Origin of the sequence: Pseudomonas sp. 203-8, assembly GCF_020708595.1 — a bacterium.
GTDB lineage: Bacteria > Pseudomonadota > Gammaproteobacteria > Pseudomonadales > Pseudomonadaceae > Pseudomonas > Pseudomonas aeruginosa.
In genome coordinates this window covers 18281-39724 of sequence record NZ_JAJFDF010000016.1, presented here as the reverse complement: position 1 = coordinate 39724, position 21444 = coordinate 18281, and the positions used below count along the sequence as shown (strand labels likewise).

15 protein-coding genes and 1 pseudogene are annotated in these 21444 nt (G+C 67.2%); 4 read left to right on the top strand and 12 right to left on the bottom strand.

What is annotated here, in order from left to right; genetic code table 11:
* The first annotated feature begins 82 nt into the window (after window positions 1–82).
* Window positions 83–1042, top strand: coding sequence for a hypothetical protein (locus LJF27_RS29135; RefSeq protein WP_124164449.1), 960 nt, complete (start codon window positions 83–85; stop codon window positions 1040–1042).
* Window positions 1043–1584: 542 nt separating this feature from the next.
* On the opposite strand, the gene LJF27_RS29130 is transcribed toward LJF27_RS29135, so the two are convergent.
* The 6 genes and pseudogenes from LJF27_RS29130 to LJF27_RS30560 form a co-directional block, all read right to left on the bottom strand.
* Window positions 1585–1965, bottom strand: coding sequence for a DUF4354 family protein (locus LJF27_RS29130; RefSeq protein ID WP_003111130.1), 381 nt, complete (start codon window positions 1963–1965; stop codon window positions 1585–1587).
* Between the two features lie 494 nt (window positions 1966–2459).
* Window positions 2460–4664 (bottom strand): xanthine dehydrogenase family protein molybdopterin-binding subunit, encoded by a 2205-nt coding sequence (locus LJF27_RS29125; protein ID WP_023084359.1) that lies wholly within the window; start codon window positions 4662–4664, stop codon window positions 2460–2462.
* On the bottom strand, window positions 4661–5650 hold the full coding sequence (locus tag LJF27_RS29120; protein WP_003102358.1) for an FAD binding domain-containing protein: 990 nt from the start codon (window positions 5648–5650) through the stop codon (window positions 4661–4663). The genes LJF27_RS29125 and LJF27_RS29120 overlap by 4 nt, the downstream gene beginning before the upstream one ends.
* Entirely contained in the window at window positions 5647–6159 is a 513-nt protein-coding gene (locus LJF27_RS29115; RefSeq protein ID WP_003088271.1) for a (2Fe-2S)-binding protein, read from the bottom strand. The genes LJF27_RS29120 and LJF27_RS29115 overlap by 4 nt, the downstream gene beginning before the upstream one ends.
* A 169-nt stretch (window positions 6160–6328) precedes the next feature.
* Window positions 6329–6676: a methyl-accepting chemotaxis protein gene (locus tag LJF27_RS30565; protein ID WP_371020990.1), complete on the bottom strand. Its 348-nt coding sequence runs from the start codon at window positions 6674–6676 to the stop codon at window positions 6329–6331.
* Between the two features lie 180 nt (window positions 6677–6856).
* Window positions 6857–7624 (bottom strand): annotated as a pseudogene (locus tag LJF27_RS30560) (PAS domain-containing protein); the annotation flags it as partial.
* Window positions 7625–7995: 371 nt separating this feature from the next.
* On the opposite strand from LJF27_RS30560, the gene LJF27_RS29105 reads away from it, so the two are divergent.
* Together LJF27_RS29105 and LJF27_RS29100 are read left to right on the top strand one after the other, a co-directional pair.
* Window positions 7996–8292, top strand: coding sequence for a DUF7660 family protein (locus tag LJF27_RS29105; protein WP_003102361.1), 297 nt, complete (start codon window positions 7996–7998; stop codon window positions 8290–8292).
* A gap of 46 nt (window positions 8293–8338) precedes the next feature.
* Window positions 8339–8908, top strand: a complete 570-nt coding sequence (locus LJF27_RS29100; RefSeq protein WP_003119171.1) for a GNAT family N-acetyltransferase — start codon at window positions 8339–8341, stop codon at window positions 8906–8908.
* Window positions 8909–8969: 61 nt separating this feature from the next.
* Here LJF27_RS29100 and metE read toward each other — a convergent pair whose 3' ends face one another.
* From metE to LJF27_RS29070, 6 genes are all read right to left on the bottom strand, one after another.
* Window positions 8970–11270: a 5-methyltetrahydropteroyltriglutamate--homocysteine S-methyltransferase gene (metE, locus tag LJF27_RS29095; RefSeq protein ID WP_023116604.1), complete on the bottom strand. Its 2301-nt coding sequence runs from the start codon at window positions 11268–11270 to the stop codon at window positions 8970–8972.
* 132 nt (window positions 11271–11402) lie between these two features.
* Window positions 11403–13673, bottom strand: coding sequence for an OsmC domain/YcaO domain-containing protein (locus tag LJF27_RS29090; RefSeq protein ID WP_031627920.1), 2271 nt, complete (start codon window positions 13671–13673; stop codon window positions 11403–11405).
* Between the two features lie 80 nt (window positions 13674–13753).
* On the bottom strand, window positions 13754–14080 hold the full coding sequence (locus LJF27_RS29085) for a DUF2149 domain-containing protein (protein WP_003088238.1): 327 nt from the start codon (window positions 14078–14080) through the stop codon (window positions 13754–13756).
* Window positions 14080–14556 (bottom strand): MotA/TolQ/ExbB proton channel family protein, encoded by a 477-nt coding sequence (locus tag LJF27_RS29080; protein ID WP_003088234.1) that lies wholly within the window; start codon window positions 14554–14556, stop codon window positions 14080–14082. The genes LJF27_RS29085 and LJF27_RS29080 overlap by 1 nt, the downstream gene beginning before the upstream one ends.
* Window positions 14553–18398, bottom strand: coding sequence for a cobaltochelatase subunit CobN (gene cobN / locus LJF27_RS29075; RefSeq protein ID WP_023116605.1), 3846 nt, complete (start codon window positions 18396–18398; stop codon window positions 14553–14555). The genes LJF27_RS29080 and cobN overlap by 4 nt, the downstream gene beginning before the upstream one ends.
* Complete coding sequence (locus LJF27_RS29070) at window positions 18398–20359, bottom strand: TonB-dependent receptor domain-containing protein (RefSeq protein WP_023116606.1); 1962 nt, start codon at window positions 20357–20359, stop codon at window positions 18398–18400. Before LJF27_RS29070 ends, cobN begins: the two co-directional genes overlap by 1 nt.
* Before the next feature lie 167 nt (window positions 20360–20526).
* Between LJF27_RS29070 and LJF27_RS29065 the strand changes: the two genes are divergently transcribed.
* Window positions 20527–21336 carry a class I SAM-dependent methyltransferase gene (locus LJF27_RS29065; protein ID WP_003088221.1) on the top strand — a complete coding sequence of 270 codons (810 nt, stop codon included), beginning with the start codon at window positions 20527–20529 and terminating at the stop codon, window positions 21334–21336.
* The last annotated feature ends 108 nt before the right edge of the window (window positions 21337–21444 follow it).

The window sequence follows — 21444 nt, the reverse complement described above, 5'->3', positions numbered from 1 at the left end:
CCGGAAAGTAAAATTACGCGACACAAATGGCTGATAACATTACGCCTTTTTCACTCGCAGATTGTTAGAGCGTTTTTGGTTAATGGATATTATTGCGACCCTTCGAGGAAAGATCGATCAAGCTGGTGCTGGTGATCACACGCCTGGACTGATGGCGATGCTCGCGCACGTAGAAATTGCTTATAAACATTTAAGGAGGGGACAAAGGGACGCCGATGATTCGGCATTCACTGATGCAGTGTATAGAACAAATCAAGCATTCGAAGGTGGCCTCAAAGAGGCTTACGGTGTTCTAGCCAAGAAAAGCCTTGATAAAACGCGAGTATTTGATATTGAGCAGTTCTTTAGCAAATCTAATGTCTTCAGGAAGAGAGTGCTGGATCAATTTACGAACTACAGACAGGAGTGGAGAAACCCATCTACTCATGATCACAAATTGGACTTCAGCGAGAGTGAAGCTTTCCTCGCTATCGTGTCAGTAACAGCGTTCTCTTGCCTTCTTGTTGACGAGATGGCCTTACAGCTTGCACGCGACCGTGAACAGGAGTCCGCAAAACTATTGGCGCGGACGATAAAAAGCAAGTTAAATTTTGTGGAGGGGGATCTTTGGGGGCGTGTTACTGAGGCCCTTAAATCGTATTTTACTCTCCGTCCCGTGGATGAGTTGGAAAGTAACTCGTATCCTCAGTGGCTAGGGTCAGTAGCGGGTTTTTTGTCCGCTATCTTTCCTAATGCAGAAGTGCTGTCTGAAGCTCCAATTGGCGGGGGAAAACGGAAGATTTTTGCAGACGTCCTAGTGAAGAGTGGTGGTCAGTCAGTAGTTGTGGAGATCAAGAATAGATTAAATATACGCACATACGAATCGATGCTAATTCAGCTTGAGAGCGTGATCGCCAGTTCCGGACATCGAGACGGTATCGTTTTCTATCTCCCAACCATGGTTACTTCTGGGCACGTATTTGAACAAGATAGACTTTTCAACGGCGGAGAAGGCCGTCTCAAAGTGCTCAGCGCGGTACCCCTAAAAACGCGTTTGGAGTGACATGCATTTTGCGTCAGAACGTCGCCGTCACATGCCACCAATCGATAAAATTCATCTAAGCGTACATCGAAAACGGCTTTACGGAGCGGCTGCTATTGGCCGTATACAGCCCTTCCCTCCCTAAGCCATAGCCTCTCCCATACCTGGTGGGCACCTCTATTGCCACCCGCAGAACCACAACCTCCCTCACTGCTAACCGCAATAGTCGCGGCTTGAGTGGTGCTGATTTGGTTTTTGAAATGTGGTGTTGGCGGTCCTCACCCCAACCCTCTCCCGCGCACGGGAGAGAGGGCCGGGCGTGCCTTGTGGATCGAGCGCCTCGCTCAGGCGCAGCCTGGAACGATGTCTACCCTCCCCTCGCCCGGGGCATTTGGCATTTGGCATCTGGTATCTGGAATTCGGCCCCAGCCCAGGCAACCAGAAGCACCGGAAACGCGCCCTGAATGATTTCAGATTCGCGCCGAAACCTTCGAAAGCCGTTTCCTCGCACCCGAAAGCCGCCGAGGCTGCCCTGCGGCTTTCGCTGCGCAACGGCTACCCGCCTACTTGCACCGGTCGCTCAGCCTGACCAGCGATGCGCCGTACACCGCGTCGTCCTCGGAGGCGAAGATCGCCTCGCCTTCGACGGTGGCCCCCGGCTTGAGGGTCTCGGCGGTGAGTTCCTCGTCCACGGTATCCAGCCTGAAGGACTGGCCGGCGGCGGACTGCGCCACCAGGCAGCTGTTCTTCAGGCTGATCTCGCTCTTCGCCGCATTCACCAGGCGGACCTTGAAGGCCTGGGTGCGGAAGTGCTTGTCGCCGACGGATACGCTGCCCTTGTCGCCCTGGCGGGCGAAGACCATCACTGCGTCCGGCGCGGCGGCGAAGCCGAGGGAAGGAGCGGCCAGCAGGCCGGCCAGGGTCAGGGCCATTGCGTTCTTCATACTGATTTCCTTTGGCAAAGACTGAACGACCCGGTGATTTTCCGTGGGTCTTTTCGCCGCTATCAAGCGCAGTGCCAAGGAATGCGGGGCGCCTCGTGTTCTGCAAGTCGGAGGGTTTCCAGCGGAACTTTTCCCGCAACCGTGCTTCCAGGCGAAAACCGCTCGCTACGCGGAGCGCCGGTCTTCGGCCCCACACGATCCTCGCGCCCGCCAGGCTGCCCTCGAACGCTTGCAACCACAGGCCGGACGCTCGGCCCAGGCGATGGCCCAATGGGCGCCGGGCAGGTCCGCTTCGGCGTGGCCGCGATGCAACAAGTGCGCCTGGACCGGCATCGCGGTAGCGCTCGGCGAGGGCGCCACCGAGGCTGTCGGCGGCATGTCGTGTTCGACTCCGTTGCGGGTGGCGAGAGGGGCCTGCGATCTTCCCCTTGGGGGAGAGTCCAGCCCGGCGACCCGGCGGGTGGCCGCCAAGCCGCTTGCGCAGGCTGCCGGGCTCAGCCGAGCAACTTGTCGACGGTTAGCGGGAAGTCGCGCAGGCGGCGGCCGGTGGCGTGGTACACGGCATTCGCCACTGCGGCGGCGACGCCGACGATGCCTATTTCGCCGACGCCCTTGGAGCCCAGTTCGTTAACGATATCGTCGGGTTCGTCAACGAAGATCACCTCGATATCGCCAATATCGGCGTTAACCGGGATGTGGTACTCGGCGAGGTTGTGGTTCATGCAGCGGCCCAGCGCATGGTCGACCTGGGTTTCCTCCTGCAAGGCCATGCCCAGGCCCCAGACCACCCCGCCGAGTATCTGGCTGCGAGCGGTCTTCGGGTTGATCACCCGCCCCGCCGCGACCGCGCTGACCACCCGGCTCACACGCAGGGTACCGAGGGCTTCGTCGATCCGCACCTCGACGAATACCGCCGAATGGGTCGCGGTGGCGTAGCCTTTGCGCCGCGCCGAGGGTTCAGCTTCCACCTCCACCTGCAACGCGTCTTCCGGCAGCCCTTGCAGCAGGTCGGCCAGGGCGTATCGCGTATCGCCCGCTTCCAGATGGCCACGGCATATGCGGAAGCGTTCTTCGGCGGTGCCGGCCAGCTCCGGATGGCGGGCCCTGGCATGGGCGACCAGGGCCTGGCGCAGGCGCAGGCAGGCCAGGCGGACGGCGGAACCGACCGACGAGACGGTGAACGAGCCGCCCTGCAATGGAGCCTTGGGCAACGCACTGTCGCCAAGCTGGAAGCGCACCTCTTCCGGCGCCATGCCAGCGGCGTCGGCGGCGATCTGGGTCATCACCGTGTAGGTGCCGGTGCCGATATCCGTGGTCGCGCTGGCCACCCGCAGCAGGCCGTCCGCCTCCAGCCGCGCCCTCGCGCTGGCCTTGCTCTGCATGGCCTCCCAGACGCCACCGGCCATGCCCCAGCCGAGCAACTGGCGCCCTTCGCTCATGCTCCGTGGCCGTGGGTCGCGGGCCTGCCAACCGAAGCGCCGGGCGCCCTCCTCGTAGCAGGCCAGCAGCGCCTTGCTGGAGTACGGCTTGTCCTCGTTGCCGTTGCGCTCGGCGAAGTTGAACCGGCGCAGCGCGATGGGGTCCATGCCGAGCCGCACCGCCAGTTCGTCCATCGCGCATTCCAGCCCGATCAGCCCCAGCGCCGCGCCGGGGGCGCGCATGTCCAGCGGGGTATAGACGTCCAGCGGCACCAGACGGTAGGCCAGGGAAAGGTTCTCGCAGCGATAGAGCATGCCGCTCCACTCCACCACGTGCTCGGTGAAGTCTTCGAAGCGCGAGGTCTGCGCTGTCGCCTGGTGGCCCAGCGCAAGCAGGCGCCCCTCGGCATCGGCGCCCAGTTGCAGGCGCTGCAGGGTGCGCGGCCGGTAGCCGAAGGTGAACATCTGCTGGCGGGTCAGCACTACGCGCACCGACCGCCGCAGTTGCAGCGCCGCCATCACCGCCAGGGCCAACTGGTATTGCGGACGCAGGCCGGAGCCGAAGGCTCCGCCGACGTAGGCGGCACAGACCCTTACCTTGTCGGCGGGCAGGCCGAAGACCTTTTGCAGGTAGGCCTGGCTGTTCTGCGTCCCCTGGGTCTTGTCGTGCACCAGCAGGCTGCCGTCGGGCTGGACGATGACCGTGGACGCGTGCGGTTCCATGGGATTGTGGTGCTCGATCGGCGTGCTGTAGCTGGCCTCGACCCGAATCGGCGCGGCGCGGTAGGCGGTGTAGAAGTCGCCGCGCTCGGCGGGCAGTTCGGCGGGAGCCTCATGGGCCTGGTCGAGGGCGACCAGCAGGTCGGTCTGGTGCGGCTCGGGCTCGATATCGATGCGCAGCAGCGAGCCCGCGTAGCGGGCCAGTTCCAGGCTCCGTGCCAGGACCAGGGCAAGGGGCTGGCCGCTGTACAGGACGCGGTCGTCGAACAGCGGGCGGAAGGGTTCGCCTTCGGCGGCATCGGCGTCCTTGTAGGGCTCGTCGTCGCCCGCCATCGGCGGCCGGTTCAGGTGATGCAGTACCGCGACCACCCCGGGTACCGCCAGGGCCGCCGCACAGTCGATGCCGCGCACCCGGCCGCGGGCGACGTCGCTGCTGACCACGCTGCCGTGGAGCAGGTCGGCGGCAGGATATTCGGCGGCGTAGCGAGCCTGGCCGGTGACCTTGGCTGGCCCGTCGACGCGATCCAGGGCTTGCCCGGTGCTGTGTGGCAGGCTGCTCATTGGCCGATCCCTCCCGAGTGGGCTTCTTCCAGTGCGCGAACGATGGCGTTGCGCGCCAATCCGATCTTGAAGGCGTTGTGGGCCAGCGGCCTGGCGTCACGCAGCAGCGCTTCGGCGAAGCGGACATAGCTGTCCCGGTTCGCCGGGTGGCCCCTGAAACGTTCCTCCAGCTCTGCGACGCGCCATGGCTTGTGGGCCACGCCGCCGAGCGCCAGGCGCAGTTCGCCAATGCGCTCGCCGTCCGGTTCCAGGGCCGCCGCCACCGAGACCAGGGCGAAGGCGTAGGAGGCCCGGTCGCGCACCTTCAGGTAGTGGCAATGCCGGGCGAAGCGCGGCGCTGGCAGCTCGATGGCGGTGACCAGTTCGTCGACGGCCAGGCAGTTGTCGCGCTCGGGCGTGTCCGCCGGCAGGCGATGGAAGTCGGCGAAAGCGACCCGCCGCTCGCCAGCGCGGCCGCGCACCAGTACCTGAGCCTCCAGCGCCGCCAGCGCCACGCACAGGTCGGATGGATGTACCGCCACGCAGTGTTCGCTGGCGCCGAGGATCGCATGGTTGCGGTTCAGCCCGCTGCGCGCGGGGCATCCACTGCCCGGCTCGCGCTTGTTGCATGGCGTGCCGGTGTCGTAGAAATACTGGCAGCGGGTACGCTGCAACAGGTTGCCGCCGGTGCTGGCCATGTTGCGCAACTGCGGCGAGGCGCCGGCGAGGATCGCCTGGGCTAGCAAGGGATAGTCCGCCTCCACGGCGGGATTCCAGGCCAGTTCGGCGTTGCTGACCAGGGCTCCGACCAGCAGGCCGCCGGTGGGCGTCCGGCGGATGTCGCGCAGCGGGAGGCCGGTGATGTCGATGAGTCGCCGGGGCCTGGCAACGTTTTCCTTCATCAGGTCGAGCAGGTTGGTGCCACCGGCGATGTAGCGCGACTCCGGGCCGGCGAGGCCCAGCGCCTGCTCGATGTCGGCCGGCTTGGCATAGGCGAAGGGCGTCATGCGCGCTGCCCTCCCTGCCCGTCGCGATCGAGCAGCGGCAAGGCGTCTTCCACGGCGTCGAGGATATTGCCGTAGGCGCCGCAGCGGCACAGGTTGCCGCTCATGCCCTCGCGGATCTCCGCCCGCGAGCGCGCCCGCCCCTCGCTCGCCAGGCCAAGGGCCGAACAGATCTGTCCGGGCGTGCAGTAGCCGCACTGGAAGGCATCATGGCGGATGAACGCCTGTTGCAGGGGATGCAGGCGATCACCCTCGGCCAGACCTTCGATGGTAGTCAGTGCATCGCCGTCGCACATCACCGCCAGCGTCAGGCAGGCGTTGATCCGGCGACCGTTGCGCAACACCGTGCAAGCGCCACATTGGCCGTGGTCGCAGCCCTTCTTGCTGCCCACCAGGTCGAGCCGCTCGCGCAGCAGGTCGAGCAGCGTCAGCCACGGGGGTACTCTCAGCTCTCGGCGCTGGCCATTGATCAGCAGGCTGATCGGCAGGTCCGCCGGCTCCGGATTGGTCATGGTACAAGCCTCACGGTCGGTGCATCGGCGCGGCGGATGCCGCTTTTTCAGGTCCGACCGAACGGCTCGAAGATACGTTCAAAGTAAATGACGGCCATGGCCATGCCACAAAGGCGGGCGGATGCTCGACGCCTGCGCCGCTATCGGCCGCCGGAGGCCTGCGCCGAGGTCACTTGAACAGGCTCGACACCACCCGCGCCACGTGCTCGGCGCCCTTGCTGATCTCCTGCATGATGCCGGCCACGGTGGTGATCTGGTTGTTGTTCTCCTGGGCGCTGGACTCGATGGTCTGCATGTTGTGGTTGATCTGCTGGGTCAGCTTGACGTTCTCGGTGACCACGTTCTTGATCTCCACCGTGGCGCCGCTGGTGCGCGCCGCCAGTTGCCGCACCTCGTCGGCGACCACCGCGAAGCCGCGCCCCATGTCGCCGGCGCGAGCCGCCTCGATGGCGGCGTTGAGGGCCAGCAAGTTGGTCTGTTCGGCGACGCTCTGGATGGTGGTGACGATGTTCTCGATGTCCTTGGTCTGGTGGGTGAGCTGGGAAATCAGGCCGACGGCGGTGTTGACCATCGACAGGGTCTTGGCCGACAGGGCGACGGACTGGTCGAGGGAGTCGATGCCGCGGGTGGAAATCTGCGCGGTCTCTTCCGCGGTGGAGAACGACAGCTCGGCGGCGCGCCGTACTTCCTCGTTGCGATTGACCTGCTCGGTAACGTCGATGGCGAACTTGATGACCTTGATTATCCGCCCCGAACTGTCCTTGACCGGGTTGTAGGTGGCTTCGATATGTACCCGCTCGCCGGCGGCGCTGCGGCGCTCGAAATGCCCGCGGGAGAATTCGCCGTGCCGCAGCCGAGCCCAGAAATCCGGGTTCTCCCGATAGAACTCGTCGAAGCAGAGCATGCGGTGGTGCTGGCCCTTGAGCGACTTGAGGCTGTAGCCGAAGAGACGCAGGAAGTTTTCGTTGGCATCGAGTATCTCGCCGTCCGGGGTGAACTCGATGACCGCCATGGACTGTCGTATGGCGTCGTTGATCGCGTTGAGCAGGAGCAGTTCGGAATGGTTGCGGGTCACGTCGGCGGCGATCTTCAGCACCTCGACGACCGCCCCTTCGGCATTCTTCACCGGGAAATAGGTGGCCTCCAGCCAGACCGGCGTACCATCGCGCCGCAGGCGCTTGAACACGCCGCGCTGGGGCGTGCCGCTGGCCAGTTCCTTCCAGAAGCGCACGTAGGCGGCGGAGGCCTGGTAGTCCTCGTCGCAGAAGATCCGGTGGTGCTTGCCGACCAGTTCGTCCGCCGAATAGCCGACCGCCGCGAGGAACAGCGGGTTGGCGGACAGTATCTGGCCATCGGGAGTGAAACGGATGGTGGCGACGTTCTGCCCGATGGCATCGAGTCGCCACGCCAAGTCTTCATCCTTGGCGGCGCTTTCCACCGCCCTGCTTTTTCTGCCGAAGAGCATCGCGCACGACTCCTTGATGGCGCCTGTCCATCGCGAGGGAGTGGAGAACCGGAGATAGCCGTCCTACCGCTAAACGCCAGTGTAGATCGGGCTCCGGCAACTTTCCTCGGTGCCCGCATCGCCGTCCGTCCCCTAGCGGGCGGGACCCAGCGGGGCGCGCGATGCCAGGATTGCCAGGCCGGCCAGCCCGACTACCGAGACGCTCTGGTTGAGGCAGGCATTGGTACGCCCAGACAATCGCCCCGCGCCCGCGCATCAGCCAGGCTGCGAGCCATGCCAGCGCCGGTCCGCGCTATGATCGCTGCACCCGGCCTGACCGCGCTCCGACCTCGCGCCGTCGTATCCCGAAACCCACTTCCAGGAGGAAGCACATGGCAACCGATCTCTACGCGCTGGCCGAACAGGTCGAGGACGAAGCGGGTTTCCTGCACTTCCTCGCCGCGCTGGCGGCGGACTGGGAGGAAGACCGCCGCCTCGCCGCCGCCAACCCGCCGAAACCATTCGGCCCCAGCCCGCTGGGTTGGGAGAACGGCAGCATCGGTGGCTTCCTCGATGCCGCCGCGACCTGGGGCGAGGACTCCCGCGACGGCCTGCCGGGCTATTCCAGGCCGGAGAATGCCTGGCGGCGCGCGGCGCAGCTGATGCTGGCGGGCAAGTTCTATGAATGACTTCAAGTCTGCCCTGGCGCCCTTCCCGCCCGGCTACCCGAGGGTCTTGCCGGGCAACCGGCGGCAGGTGCCGATACTGCATCGCGACGCGGACTTCCTCCTGCGCGCGCTGCAACCCGACGATTTCGTCCGGACCAGCCGCTACGAGAACGCCAACCGCGAGCACCTGGCGCCATGGGAGCCGCTGCGCGACCCGGGGTATTTTTCCGTGGACAACGCCCGCGCCCGCACCCTGCTACAGGTGGCGAGCATGGACGAAGGCGAGGCGCTTCTCCTGCTGTTGCTCGATCCCGACGACGGCGAGGTGCTGGGGCGCTGCAGCTACACCAATATCGTCCGCGGGGTATTCCAGGCCTGCCACCTGGGCTTTTCCCTGGCCGCTGCGGCGCAGGGCCGCGGCCTGATGGCACGAGCCCTGCGGGTAGCCAACCGGTATTGCTTCGAGCAGCTCGGCCTGCACCGGATCATGGCCAGCCACCTGCCGCGCAACGCACGCAGCGAGCGCCTGCTGGAAAGCCTCGGCTTCGAGAAGGAAGGCTACGCCCGCGCCTACCTGAAGATCGCCGGGGTCTGGGAAGACCATGTGCTACGGGCGCTGGTGGACGCTCCGCGCTGAACCGACGTGCAAATGCGGAACGGGACGCCAGGCGTCCCGTTCCGCTCACCAGGCCCGCCGGTCAACCGCGGGCGAGGTCGCCACGCAGTTCGCGGGCCGCGGCGACCATGTTCACCAGCGCTGCCTCGGTTTCCGGCCAGGCGCGGGTCTTCAGGCCGCAGTCCGGGTTGACCCAGAGCCGCTCGGCGGGTATCCGCCGGGCCGCCTTGCGCAGCAACGCGACGATCTCTTCCCGGCTCGGCACGCGCGGCGAATGGATGTCGTAGACGCCCGGACCGATCTCGTTCGGGTAGTCGAACTGCTCGAAGGCCTCCAGCAGCTCCATGTCCGAACGCGAAGTCTCGATGGTGATCACGTCGGCGTCCATGGCGGCGATGGACTCGATCACATCGTTGAACTCGCTGTAGCACATGTGCGTATGGATCTGGGTTTCGTCGCGGACTCCGGAGGCGCACAGGCGGAAGGCCTCGGTGGCCCACTCCAGATAGTGCGGCCAGGCGTTGCGGCGCAGCGGCAGGCCTTCGCGGAAAGCCGCCTCGTCGATCTGCACGATCCTGATGCCGGCGGCCTCCAGGTCGACCACTTCGTCGCGGATCGCCAGGGCCAACTGGCGCGCCTGCACCTCGCGAGACACGTCCTCGCGCGGGAAGGACCACATCAGCATGGTCACCGGGCCGGTCAGCATGCCCTTCATCACCTTGTCGGTAAGGCTCTGGGCGTACCTGATCCACTCCACGGTCATGGCCCGCGGACGGCTCAGGTCGCCATAGATCACCGCCGGCTTCACGCAGCGCGAGCCGTAGCTCTGCACCCAGCCGAAGCGGGTGAAGACGTAGCCGTCCAGTTGCTCGGCGAAGTACTCGACCATGTCGTTGCGCTCGGCCTCGCCGTGCACCAGCACGTCCAGCCCCAGTTGCTCCTGGATCTGCACCGCATGGCGGATCTCGCTGTGCATCGCCTCGATGTACTCGGCCTCGCTCAGCTTGCCCTGCTTGAACGACTGGCGGGCCAGGCGGATCGACGAGGTCTGCGGGAAGGAGCCGATGGTGGTGGTCGGGAACGCCGGCAGGTCGAGTCCGGCGCGCTGCCTGGCGATGCGTTCGGCGAACGGCGAGCGGCGCTGGGCGTCGCTGGCCTTGATCGCGGCCAGGCGCGCCTGCACGGCCGGCTTGTGGATTCGCGGCGAAGAAGCGCGGCTGGCCTGGACCGCACGGCTCTCTTCCAGGGCGGCAAGCACCTCGGCGGCTTCCGGCTCAGTGGCGGCACGGGCCAGCACCGCGACTTCGCGGCACTTCTGCACGGCGAAGGCCAGCCAGCTCTTCAGCTCGGCGTCCAGCCCGTCTTCGCGCTCCAGGTCCACCGGGCTGTGCAGCAGCGAGCACGACGGCGCGACCCACAGCCGCTCGCCCAGGCGCTCCCGGGCATGGCGCACCACCTCCAGGGCTTTCTCCAGGTCGCAGCGCCAGACGTTGCGACCGTTGACCAGGCCCAGCGAGACGACCTTGTAGGCCGGCAGGCGGTCGAGGATGCTCGGATACTGTTCCGGCGCTCGCACCAGGTCGATGTGCAGGCCGTCCACCGGGAGGTTGGCGGCCAGGCCCAGGTTGTCTTCCAGGCCGCCGAAGTAGGTGGCGACCAGCTTCTTCAGCGGTTCGCCCTGTAGCAGGTTGTAGGCGCGCTCGAAGGCGTTCTTCCATGCCTGCGGCAGGTCGAGGACCAGGATCGGCTCGTCGATCTGCACCCACTCCACGCCCTGGCCGGCGAGGCGGCGCAAGATCTGGCCGTAGAGCGGCAGCAGGCGGTCCAGCAGATCGAGCCTGTCGAACTCGGCGCCCTTGCCCTTGCCCAGCCACAGGTAGGTCAGCGGACCGATCAGCACCGGCTTCACCTGGTGGCCGAGGGCCCTGGCCTCGTCGACCTCCTCGAACAGTTGTTCCCAGCTCAGCTGGAACTGCTGATCGGCGCTGAACTCGGGGACCAGGTAGTGATAGTTGGTGTCGAACCACTTGGTCATTTCCTGGGCATGGGCACCGCCGCAACAACTGTCGTCGCTGACGCCACGGGCCATGCCGAACAGGGTATGCAGGGTCGGCCCGGCCTCGCCGTGCGCCCGGAAGCGCTCGGGGATCACGCCGAAGGTCAGCGAATGGGTCAGCACCTGGTCATACCAGGCGAAATCGCCGACCGGCAGCAACTGGATGCCGGCATCCTTCTGTACCTGCCAGTGGGCAGCGCGCAGCTGCCGACCGACGGCCCGCAGGCCGGCCTCGTCCAGCTCGCCCTTCCAGAACGCTTCCTGGGCTTTTTTCAGTTCGCGATCGCGTCCGATGCGTGGGAAGCCGAGAGTGTGGGCCAGGGCCATGGGTGTTCCTCCAGTCGAAAGGTCGATGGAGGGATTCTCGGGAGACTCATGCCATGAGACAAACTCAATTTCTTCGTGATGAAATCAAGTTTCCCTCATGATCATCCTCGCGCCCTGACCTCGGCGCCCTCCTCACTTGCGCTTGCGGATCGCCATGCGCCGAGGCTTGAGACCGCCAGCCGCGGCAGCGCCGGCCTCGCCGTCGACCACGGGCTGCATCCTGGCTCGCGCCGCGTGCAGCTTCTTGTAGCTGTCGATCAGCCGCAGGTGCCGGTCGAGCCCTTCCAGCTTCATGCTGGTCGGCGTCAGGCCGAAGAAGCGCACGCTGCCGTCCACCGAGCCCAGCGCGGCATCCATCCGCGCGTCGCCGAACATGCGGCGGAAATTGGCCTCGTAGTCGGCGATCTCCAGCTCGTCGTCGAGGACGACCTCCAGCACCACGTTCAGCGCCTGGTAGAACAGGCCGCGCTCGACGCTGTTGTCGTTGTACTGGAGGAACGCCTCCACGCCTTCCTTGGCGTCTTCGAAGCGCTTCAGGGCGAGGCCGATGAGCACTTTCAGCTCGAGGATGGTCAGTTGGCCCCAGACCGTGTTGTCGTCGAACTCGACGCCGATCAGCGTGGTGATGTCGGTGTAGTCGTCCACCTCGCAGTCTTCCAGGCGCTCCAGCAACGCCCCGAGCGCGGCGTCGTCGAGGCGGTGCAGGTTGAGGATGTCCTCGCGGAACGCCAGGGCCTTGTTGGTGTTATCCCAGATCAGGTCTTCCACCGGATAGATTTCCGAGTAGCCCGGCACCAGGATCCGGCAGGCCGTAGCGCCGAGGTGCTCGTACACCGCCATGTAGACCTGCTTGCCCATGGCTTCGAGGATGCCGAACAGGGTCGCGGCTTCCTCGGCGTTGGCAGCCTCGCCCTGCCGGGTGAAGTCCCACTCGACGAACGGGAAATCGGCCTTGGCGCTGAAGAAGCGCCAGGACACCACGCCGCTGGAATCGATGAAATGCTCGACGAAGTTGTTCGGCTCGGTCAGCGCATGGCTTTCGAAGGTCGGCTGGGGCAGGTCGTTCAGGCCTTCGAAGCTGCGCCCCTGGAGTAGTTCGGTCAGGCTGCGCTCCAGGGCCACCTCGAAGCTCGGGTGGGCGCCGAAGGAAGCGAACACGCCACCGGTGCGCGGATTCATCAGGGTCACGCACATCACCGGGAATTCGCCGCCCAGCGAGGCGTCCTTGACCAGTACCGGGAAGCCCTGCTCTTCCAGGCCGCGGATCCCGGCGAGGATGCCCGGGTACTTGGCCAGCACCTCCGGCGGCACGTCCGGCAGCGCCAGTTCGCCTTCGAGGATTTGCCGCTTGACCGCGCGCTCGAAGATCTCCGACAGGCACTGCACCTGCGCCTCGGCCAGGGTATTGCCGGCGCTCATGCCGTTGCTGAGGTAGAGGTTCTCGATCAGGTTGGAGGGGAAATACACCACCTGGCCGTCGGACTGGCGCACGAAGGGCAAGGCGCAGATACCGCGCTGCACGTTGCCCGAGTTGGTGTCGTACAGGTGCGAGCCGCGCAGCTCGCCGTCGGGGTCGTAGATCGCCAGGCAATGGCCGTCGAGCAGTCCCAGCGGCAGCGCATCGTCGCGGCCGGGCTTGAACCAGCGTTCGTCCGGGTAATGGACGAACGCCGCATTGGCGATCTCTTCTCCCCAGTACTGGTCGTTGTAGAAGAAGTTGCAGTTCAGCCGCTCGATGAATTCGCCCAGCGCCGAGGCCAGCGCGCTTTCCTTGCTCGCGCCCTTGCCGTTGGTGAAGCACATCGGCGACTGCGCATCGCGGATGTGCAGCGACCAGACGTTGGGCACGATGTTGCGCCAGGAGGCGATCTCGATCTTCATGCCGAGGCCGGCGAGGATGGCCGACAGGTTGGCGATGGTCTGCTCCAGCGGCAGGTCCTTGCCCGGGATGCGCGTGCAGCCGGCGGCATCGGTGCCGGGCATCAGCAGCGCCTGGGCGTCGGCATCGAGGTTGTCGACCTCCTCGATGACGAACTCGGGCCCGGTCTGCACCACCTTCTTCACCGTGCAGCGGTCGATGGAGCGGAGGATGCCCTGGCGGTCCTTCTCCGAGATGTCGGCCGGCAGTTCCACCTGGATCTTGAAGATCTGCCGGTAGCGGTTCTCCGGGTCGACGATGTTGTTCTGCGACAGGCGTATGTTGTCGGTGGGGATGTTGCGCGTCTGGCAGTACAGCTTGACGAAGTAGGCGGCACACAGCGCCGACGACGCCAGGAAGTAGTCGAACGGCCCCGGCGCGGAGCCGTCGCCCTTGTAGCGAATCGGCTGGTCGGCGATCACCGTGAAATCATCGAACCTGGCTTCCAGTCGAAGGTTATCGAGAAAATTGACCTTTACTTCCACGGCGAGCACCAAGAGAAACGGAAACCGGCCATTATCCGGGAACTCCGGGCAAAAGTCCCAGCTCTCCGCCGTACGCGTCGCTACTTGCCGGCCTCCCCGCCGCTCTCCGGCACGTAGATCATCCGTCCGTCGGCCAAGCGGTAGGTCACCCCGGCGCGGCTGCCCTGCCCTTCGCCGATCTCGCCGCTGGCCTGGTAGCGCTTCAGCTCCTTGCCGTCCTTGACCAGCATGCGCATGTCCGCCTCGCCGGGATTCTCGACCACCACCACCTTGTCCTGGCTGAATGGGTTGAGCGGGTTCTGCACGATGACGATCAGGAGGATGCCGATCACCACCAGGAACAGGTCGATCAGGTTGACCATCGAGAGGATCGGGTCGTCCGCCTCGTCGTGTTCGAGGAAGCGCATCAGCCGGCCTCCCGCGCACGTTCGACGGCGCGCAGTTCCTGGAGCAGCCAGCGGCGACGCACGGTGAGGATGAAGAAGGTGATGCTGGCGGCGACCAGGGCCAGGATCACCGCGGAAAACGCCACCACCAGGTTCTCGCCGATCCCCTGGGCGTCGTTGCGGGTCAGCGCCAGCAGCGCCGGCCCCATGGGGATCATGGTCGCCACCAGGCCGAGCATCGGCGCGCTGCGCGAGGTGATCCGCAGCCATTCCAGGCGCTGCATGATCCACAGTTCGAGGTCGTCGCTGTTGCCGCCATGCAGCGCCTGCCAGGCCGCCAGGCGCGAGCGGTAGCGCCCGCGACGGCGCTGCCAGGCTTCCATGGCGAAGCCGCCGAGGGCGACGAAGGCGTAGGCCAGCGCGGCGAGGATCAACAGCAGCACCGGCAGCAGGAACAGGCGGGTGAGTTCGTAGAGGCTGGTTTCCAGACCATTCATGAGCGATTTTCCATCGGACGACGATTGACTACGGATTGCCGGACGGCGCCGGCGGCGAACAGCGCGAGCAGCACGGCGGCGGCCAGCCGGAGCCACGGCTGCGGCTCGCCGGACGGCGGCGGCGCGACTTCTTCGAGGACGCGGCCGCTGACCGTTTCGCCGGCACCGGACGCGGCCGCGCCCTCTGCCTGCGCCGCGGCCTCGCCGAAACCGCCGGCCATCCGTTCGATGAATTCACGGGTGGTCGCCGCGCCGACCTCGCCGGCGCCGGCGGCCGCCAGTTGCCGCCAGCGCTCGGCCAGTTCGCGGCGGGTCTGCTCGCTGGCGTCCCAGTAGCCCTTGCGGATGGCCTCGGCCATGCGCGCGATGATCTGCGCCTGGGCGGTCGGATTGTGCGTTTCGAACCACTCGGCGAGACCCAGCTCGCGGCGGTCCATGACGAAGGTGTCGTGCAACGCCTGCCACTGGTCGGCGCGGACCATGGTGCGATCCGCCGCCTGCCAGCCCCACAGGTTGTTGGCCAGGTCGAGCATTTCCAGGCTGCCGGCGTAGCCCTCGCGCTGCATCGCGGCGATCCACTGCGGGCTGAGGTAGCGCCCGCGCAGCTCGCTGGCGAGGAACTGCGCGGCGGCCGTGGTGCGCGGCTGGCGCTGGCGCAGGTCGGCGATGTACAGCGCCGGGCTGGCGCCGTCGAGGTGGCGTACCGCCAGCGACAGGCCGCCGAGGTACTCGAACGGGTGGTCGGTGGAGAGCACGCCGTTGAGCGTCGAGGAGCGCGAGAGGATCGCCGCCTGTACACCCTTCAACTGTTCGGCGAATAGGTTGCCGCCATCCAGCTTCACGCCCCAGTCGCGACTGCCGTAGGCGTACTGCAAGCGCCCGAGGAACTGCTCGGCGAGCGCCGAGTCGTCGTCCCAGCGGGTGGAGTCGAGGGTCAGTTGCGTTACCCCGGTGCCGTAGTCGCCCGGCGCATTGCCGAACAGCCGCAGGCGCGACAGGCGCTGCGCCAGTGGCGCTTCGACGCCGCGTTCGCGCAGGCGCCGCTCCAGCGCCTGGCTGTTGCGCGCCAGCGGGTTGCCCGGCTCGTCCAGCGCGGCGAGGCGCTCGATGGCCTCGGCGAGCAGGCGCATGAAGCCGTCGAACTGGTCGCGGTAGACACTGGTCACCTGTAGCACCACGTCCACCCGTGGACGCCCCAGTTCCGCCGCCGGCACGATGTCCAGCGCCAGCAGGCGGCCACCGGCGTCCCAGCGCGGGCGCAGGCCGAGGGCGTGCAGCGCCTGGCTTTCGACGATGCCCAGGTGGCGCATGGTTTCCGACGACCAGAGGCTGAAGGCGAGCTTTTCCGGCGCCCTGCCCTGGTGCTCGGCGCGGTAGCTTTCCAGCAGTTGGCCGAAGGCCTCGGCGCCGGCTTCGTAGGCGGCGCGGGTCGGTACCTTGTCGGCCTCGAAGGCGAACAGGTTGCGCCCGCTGGGTACCTGCGGATTGCGGATCGGATCGCCGCCCGGCCCGGGCGCGACGAAGCGCCCGGCGAGGCCGGCGAGCAGCGCCTCCAGTTCGCCGGTGTCGGCGAGCTGGCGGTCCAGTTCGCGGGCGCGCAGCAACTGCTCGCGCAGGCGCGGATCGGCCACCTTGGCGATCTCGCCGCCGTCGCGCAGGTAGCGTTGCAGCGTGCGGTAGGCACGACCTTCCCGCAGCGCCCTGAAATCGGCGGCGAACAGTTCGTCGGGGTCGAGACCGAGCGCGCGGTAGTAGGGCTCGCCGAGCTGCTGCATGACGGTGCCCAGGCGCAGCTCCGGCGAGGCGGCGACACCGAAGGTGTGCAGCCCCAGCGGCATCGCCGAGCCGGCCAGTCGGTGCAGGTGGTCGTGGAGCACGCCGAGGAACGCCGGGAAATCCTCGCGCATCGCTGCCTCGCTCCAGCCCAGGTCGTCGTTCATGTGCGCCGCCCGCACCGCCGCGCGGATCTGCTCGGCGCTGCGTTCGCGCACCGCGCCCTCGTCCAGTTGCTGGTATTCGTGGATCAACTGGTGCAGGTCGCGCAGTTCGTCGTACAGCCCGGCCGGGGCGAACGACGGCGTCTGGTGGCTGACGGTGACCGCGCGCCCGCGCCGGCGCGCCTGGATCGCCTCGCCAACGTTGTCCTGGATGTACGGGTAGAACACCGGCAGGTCGCCGAGCGTCCGCAGCGGGTAGTCGCCCACCGCCAGCCCGCGGTCCTTGCCGGGTAGCCATTCCTGGGTGCCATGGGTGCCGAAATGGATCAGCGCGTCGGCGCCGAAACCCTCGCGGACGAACTGGTAGACCGCCAGGAAGAGATGGTCCGGCGGCACCGCGCTGTCGTGGTAGGCCTCGCCCGGACGGCCGGCGCGCGGCGGCTGCGGCAACAGCAGCAGATTACCCAGGTGCGCCGCCGGGAACACGAAGCGTCGCTGGCCGTCGATATCGCGCAAGGCCCAATGTCGACGCGGGTCGCCCCAGCGCGCGCGCATCTCCTCGCGCAGGTCCGCCGGCAGCGCCTCGAGCCAGTGCAGGTAGGCGTCCAGCGGCAGGCTCGCGGCGAGGCCGTCGCGATACAGCGCGTCCAGGGTCTGCGGCCGGTAGTAGCCGCCGAGCAGGCGCTGGGCGGTATCGATCAGCGCGCTTTCGTCGCTCGTCGCAACCCGGTAGCCGGCCGCCCGCAGCGCCTCGCCGAGACGGGCCAGGCTGGCCGGTACGTTGAGATGCGAGGCGGCGACGTTCTTCTCGCCCTCCGGGTGGTTCCAGAACATCAGCGCCAGGTGCTTGTCCGCCGCCGGCAGGCGACGCAGGCGCAGCAGCCGGTCGAGCTTGTCCAGCAGGGCCTCGGCCTGCCCGGCCATCAGCTTCGGCTCGCCGTTCTCCAGGGCGCTGATCACCAGCGGATCGCTCATTCCCCAGGTTTCCGGCATGCCGAGGAAGGCCGCCGCGGTACGCGGCGCCACCCCGCTGGCGGCGGCCAGCCAGTCGGCCTCGTTGCCGTCGCGGTAGCCGAGGGTCTGCAATACCGGCACGTCCAGCGCGAGGAACTCGGCACGGCGCGCCGGGCCGTTCTGCAGGTGCTGCAGGTTGACCAGCGCCTGGACATCGGCGCCAGCGAAGGACTTCCTCAACGCCTCCGGATCGCTGTCGTCGAACCACACCGCCAGCGGCGCCTGGCCGTGCCGCTCGCTACGCCGCAACAGTTCGTCGATGGCGCCGGTCTGGGCGTCGGCGATGGCGCCGCGCGGGATCAGGAAGGCGATGCGCGGGGCATCGCTGGCCCAGCGCGAGGCGCCCCAGGCCAGGTAGTCGGCGAGGCCGGCGAACGGCGCCGGTGCGTCGGGATGATAGAAGCCGGCCTGCGCCAGGGGCTGCGGCGCCGGCAACGCGTCGACGGGCAGGCCGGCATGCCAGCGTCGGACCGCCTCGAACAGCCGGCGCAGGTTGGCTTCGCCGCCGTTCGCGTAGTAGCCGACCAGGCGCCCGCCCAGCGCCGCCGGCAGGTTGCCGAAACCCGGCGGACCGCCGCCGACGCGGATCCAGGGTTGCGTCCCGCCTTGCAAGCGCTCGCCCAGCGCCTCCTCGACCTGGGCGCGATCGGTCGGCCGCGGCGTGTCGAGGATCAGCAGGTTGCCGCCGTCCAGCCACTCGCCGGGCGGCGCCTCGCCGATGCCGAGGCGCAGGCCGCGCAACTCGACACCGGCCTCGCGCGCCCAACCGGCTAGGCGCTGGTGCTTGCCCGGGAGGACGAAATCGCTGCTGAGCAGACGCACCTGGGCCGGCTCCGCCCAGGCACAGAGACTGGCCAGCAGCGCGCCGCAGAAGAGTAGCGAACGGCGCATCAGAAGCTCGCCACCAGGCCGAGATGGAAGGTCCGCCCAGGTTCGGCATAGGTGAAGTGCGTGTCGTCGTCGGCCAGGCGCTGGTCGCCGAGGTTCTCGATGCCGCCGCGCAGCGTCAGGTTCTCGCTGAGTTTCTGGCTCAGCTCCAGGTGCCACAGGCTGTAGGCCGGCAAGGCGTAGCCGACGTTGCTGCTGTAGGCCACCTGGCTGCCGACGTATTCGGTGCGCAACTGGGCGCTGAAGCGGGCATTGGGGCTCCAGCGCAATTGGCTGTTGGCGAGGTGCCGGGAGCGGTCGCCGAGGCGCTGGCCGGCGGTGCGGTTGCGCGCGTCGAGGTAGGTGTAGTTGAGTTCCCAGCGCAGGTCCGCCGGCAGGTCCACGCCGCCGCCCAGCTCGAGGCCGCGGATCCGTGCCCTGTCGACGTTCTCGTAGTTGCGTATCTCGCCGCCGCGCACCCCGCAGCGCGCTACGCAGACGGTCTGGATCAGGTCGCGGACATCGTTCTCGAACACCGTGCCCTTCAGCGACCAGTCATCGCCCTGGTAGTCGGCGCCCAGTTCGTAGGACGTATTGGTCTCCGGCTTCAGGTCGGGATTGCCGTAGATGGTGAAGCGCCCGCCGCCACCGACCGCCGCATACTCCGGCGATAGCTGCTTCAGGCTCGGCGCCTTGTAGCCGCGGCCGACGCCGGCGCGCAGGGTCAGCGCATCGGAAAGGTGGTGCAGCAGGTACAGGCGCGGACTGCTTTCCCAGCCGAACGCCTCGTGCTTGTCGAAGCGGCTGCCGAGGGTCAGCGACCAGTCCGGGCCGAAGGCGATCTCGTCCTGCAGGAACAGCGCCTTGTGTCGCGCGCTGGCGTCGCCGGCGGTATTCACCGAGCGATCCTCCAGTTCTTCCTTGCGCCATTCGCCGCCGAGGGTGAAGAGATGTCGCTCGAAGGCCGGCACGCTGAGGTGGCCGTCGACCACGCTGTCGGTAAGGCGCTGCGGGTTGCTCGGCGGTTGTCCGTCGGAACGCGCGTTGTGCCGCTCCAGGCGGTTGCGGTAGGTGCGCAGCTGGCTGCTGCCCCAGTCCCACTGGCCATTGTGGGCGAGCGACCAGCGCTCGCGTTCGATCACGTCGCGCGACTCGTAGTAGCGCGAGCGCGACCCTCCGGTCTCGCTGTTGCGCCAGCGTCGTTCGCGCCCGCGCTGGTGGCCGAGGTCGATGCGCTGGGCGTCGTCCGGGGTCCAGCTGAGGTTCAGCCCACCGCTGTCGGCGTTGCCGCCTTCCAGCTCGGAGAGTCGGCGCTCATCGGCGTCCGGGGTTTCCTGCTGGCGGCGGCTCTCGCCGTTCAGGGCGAGGCCCAGCTTGCCGGGCACCAGCGGCCCGGCGAGATAGGCGCCGAGCTGGTGGCTCTGCCCGCCGAGGCCGTCCTCGCGCACGCCGCCATCGAGCAGACCGCTACCCGTCCAGGTATCGGTGGCGCGCCGGGTGATCACGTTCACCACCCCGCCGAGGGCTTCCGAACCGTAGAGCGAGGACATCGGCCCGCGTACCACCTCGATGCGCTCGATGCTCTCCACCGGCACCCAGCCGAGGTCGAAGTCGGAATGGGCGATGGCCCCGGACGAGGTGGAGATCCGCTGGCCGTCCACCAGCACCAGGGTGTGCTCGCTGGACATGCCGCGAACGCTGATGCCCCGCCGGGACATGCCGACGCCGTTGAACTGCAGGCTTTCCGAACCGCGCAGGGCTTCCTGCAGGTCGCGCACCGGGCGCCGCCGCAGGTCCTCGGCGGCGATCAGCGAAACGCTGGCCGGGGCGTCGCGCAGCTTGCGCTCGGTAGTGGTGGCGCTGACCACGGTCGGCTCCAGGTCGACCGGCGCGGCCAGCGCCAGGCAGGGAAGCAGGTAGAGGAACGGCACGGCGCGGGCCAGCCGCAGCGGAGGAAGACGGTGCGGGGAGGAATGGGGGGTCATGGTCGGCAGGTATGAATTATGAATATTTATAAGTTATAACATAACATTTCTTCGAATGAAGAATGCCCGCCGTTTCTTCTTCATCGAGGAGAGGGAACGTCTCGCTCGCCGTATCCCTCGAAGCACAGGACCCCACTCTCAACCGGGCATGCCCCCCAGGAGGAAAGATGACCGCAACCGAGCAGATCATGGCGCTCCTCGAACGCTGGGACCGCCAGCAGGAGGGCTACATCCGCCAGCGCGAGGAGCGCTACGAGGCGATGTTCCAGTTGCTCGAAGACCTCTTCGGCCGCGACGGGCGCTTCACCGCCATCGACGCCGCCTGCGGCCCGGGCTCCCTCGGCCGGCGCCTGCTCGAACGCTTCCCGGCGGCGCGGGTGGTGGCGCTGGACGCCGACGTCATGCTGCTGGAGATCGCGCGTACGGCGCTGGCCGGTTTCGCCGAGCGGGTCCGCGTGGTGGAGTGCGACCTCACCGATCCAGGCTGGACCGAACGGGTCGCCGAAGCGCGCGAGTCCCTCGCCGGCGAACGGCCCGCGGCGCTGCTCTCTTCCACCGCGTTGCACTGGCTGTCGCCCGCCGAACTCGCCGGGTTCTACGCCCAGGCCGGCGAGCTGCTCGCCCCCGGCGGCGTGCTGCTGAACGCCGACCACATGCGCTACGACCGACGCTGGCCGGGACTCGCGGAATTGTCCCGGAAGCACCGCGAGCGGGTCCTCCAGGCGTCCGTGGCCAGCGGCGCGGACAGTTGGGAAGACTGGTGGCAACGCGCCGCGCAGATCCCCCGGCTGGCCCCGCTGAAGGCGCAGCGCGACGCCCATTTCGCGCGGCGCCCGCTCAGGCGCGCCAGCGAAGACGAAGACTGCTCGCTCGATTTCCATCTCGCCGCCCTGCGCCAGGCGGGTTTCGCCGAGGCCGCCACGGTCTGGCAGCAGTTGGACAACTACGTCGTCTTCGCCCGCCTCGCCCAGGCCTGATACGCCGTCACCCGAGCACGGGGAATACCTCCAATGGAACCCGGCCAATCCGCCGGACGTTGACGCAGATCAACGCCGGCTCGGCATCGCTCGCCAGAATCCACAACA

Bases quoted from the DNA above. Each gene is read 5' to 3' on its own strand.
- LJF27_RS29135 (WP_124164449.1), top strand. From the start codon at position 83: ATGGATATTATTGCGACCCTTCGAGGAAAGATCGATCAAGCTGGTGCT.
- LJF27_RS29130 (WP_003111130.1), bottom strand. From the start codon at position 1,965: ATGAAGAACGCAATGGCCCTGACCCTGGCCGGCCTGCTGGCCGCTCCT.
- LJF27_RS29125 (WP_023084359.1), bottom strand. From the start codon at position 4,664: ATGAGCAGCCTGCCACACAGCACCGGGCAAGCCCTGGATCGCGTCGAC.
- LJF27_RS29120 (WP_003102358.1), bottom strand. From the start codon at position 5,650: ATGACGCCCTTCGCCTATGCCAAGCCGGCCGACATCGAGCAGGCGCTG.
- LJF27_RS29115 (WP_003088271.1), bottom strand. From the start codon at position 6,159: ATGACCAATCCGGAGCCGGCGGACCTGCCGATCAGCCTGCTGATCAAT.
- LJF27_RS29105 (WP_003102361.1), top strand. From the start codon at position 7,996: ATGGCAACCGATCTCTACGCGCTGGCCGAACAGGTCGAGGACGAAGCG.
- metE (WP_023116604.1), bottom strand. From the start codon at position 11,270: ATGGCCCTGGCCCACACTCTCGGCTTCCCACGCATCGGACGCGATCGC.
- LJF27_RS29085 (WP_003088238.1), bottom strand. From the start codon at position 14,080: ATGCGCTTCCTCGAACACGACGAGGCGGACGACCCGATCCTCTCGATG.
- LJF27_RS29080 (WP_003088234.1), bottom strand. From the start codon at position 14,556: ATGAATGGTCTGGAAACCAGCCTCTACGAACTCACCCGCCTGTTCCTG.
- cobN (WP_023116605.1), bottom strand. From the start codon at position 18,398: ATGCGCCGTTCGCTACTCTTCTGCGGCGCGCTGCTGGCCAGTCTCTGT.
- LJF27_RS29070 (WP_023116606.1), bottom strand. From the start codon at position 20,359: ATGACCCCCCATTCCTCCCCGCACCGTCTTCCTCCGCTGCGGCTGGCC.
- LJF27_RS29065 (WP_003088221.1), top strand. From the start codon at position 20,527: ATGACCGCAACCGAGCAGATCATGGCGCTCCTCGAACGCTGGGACCGC.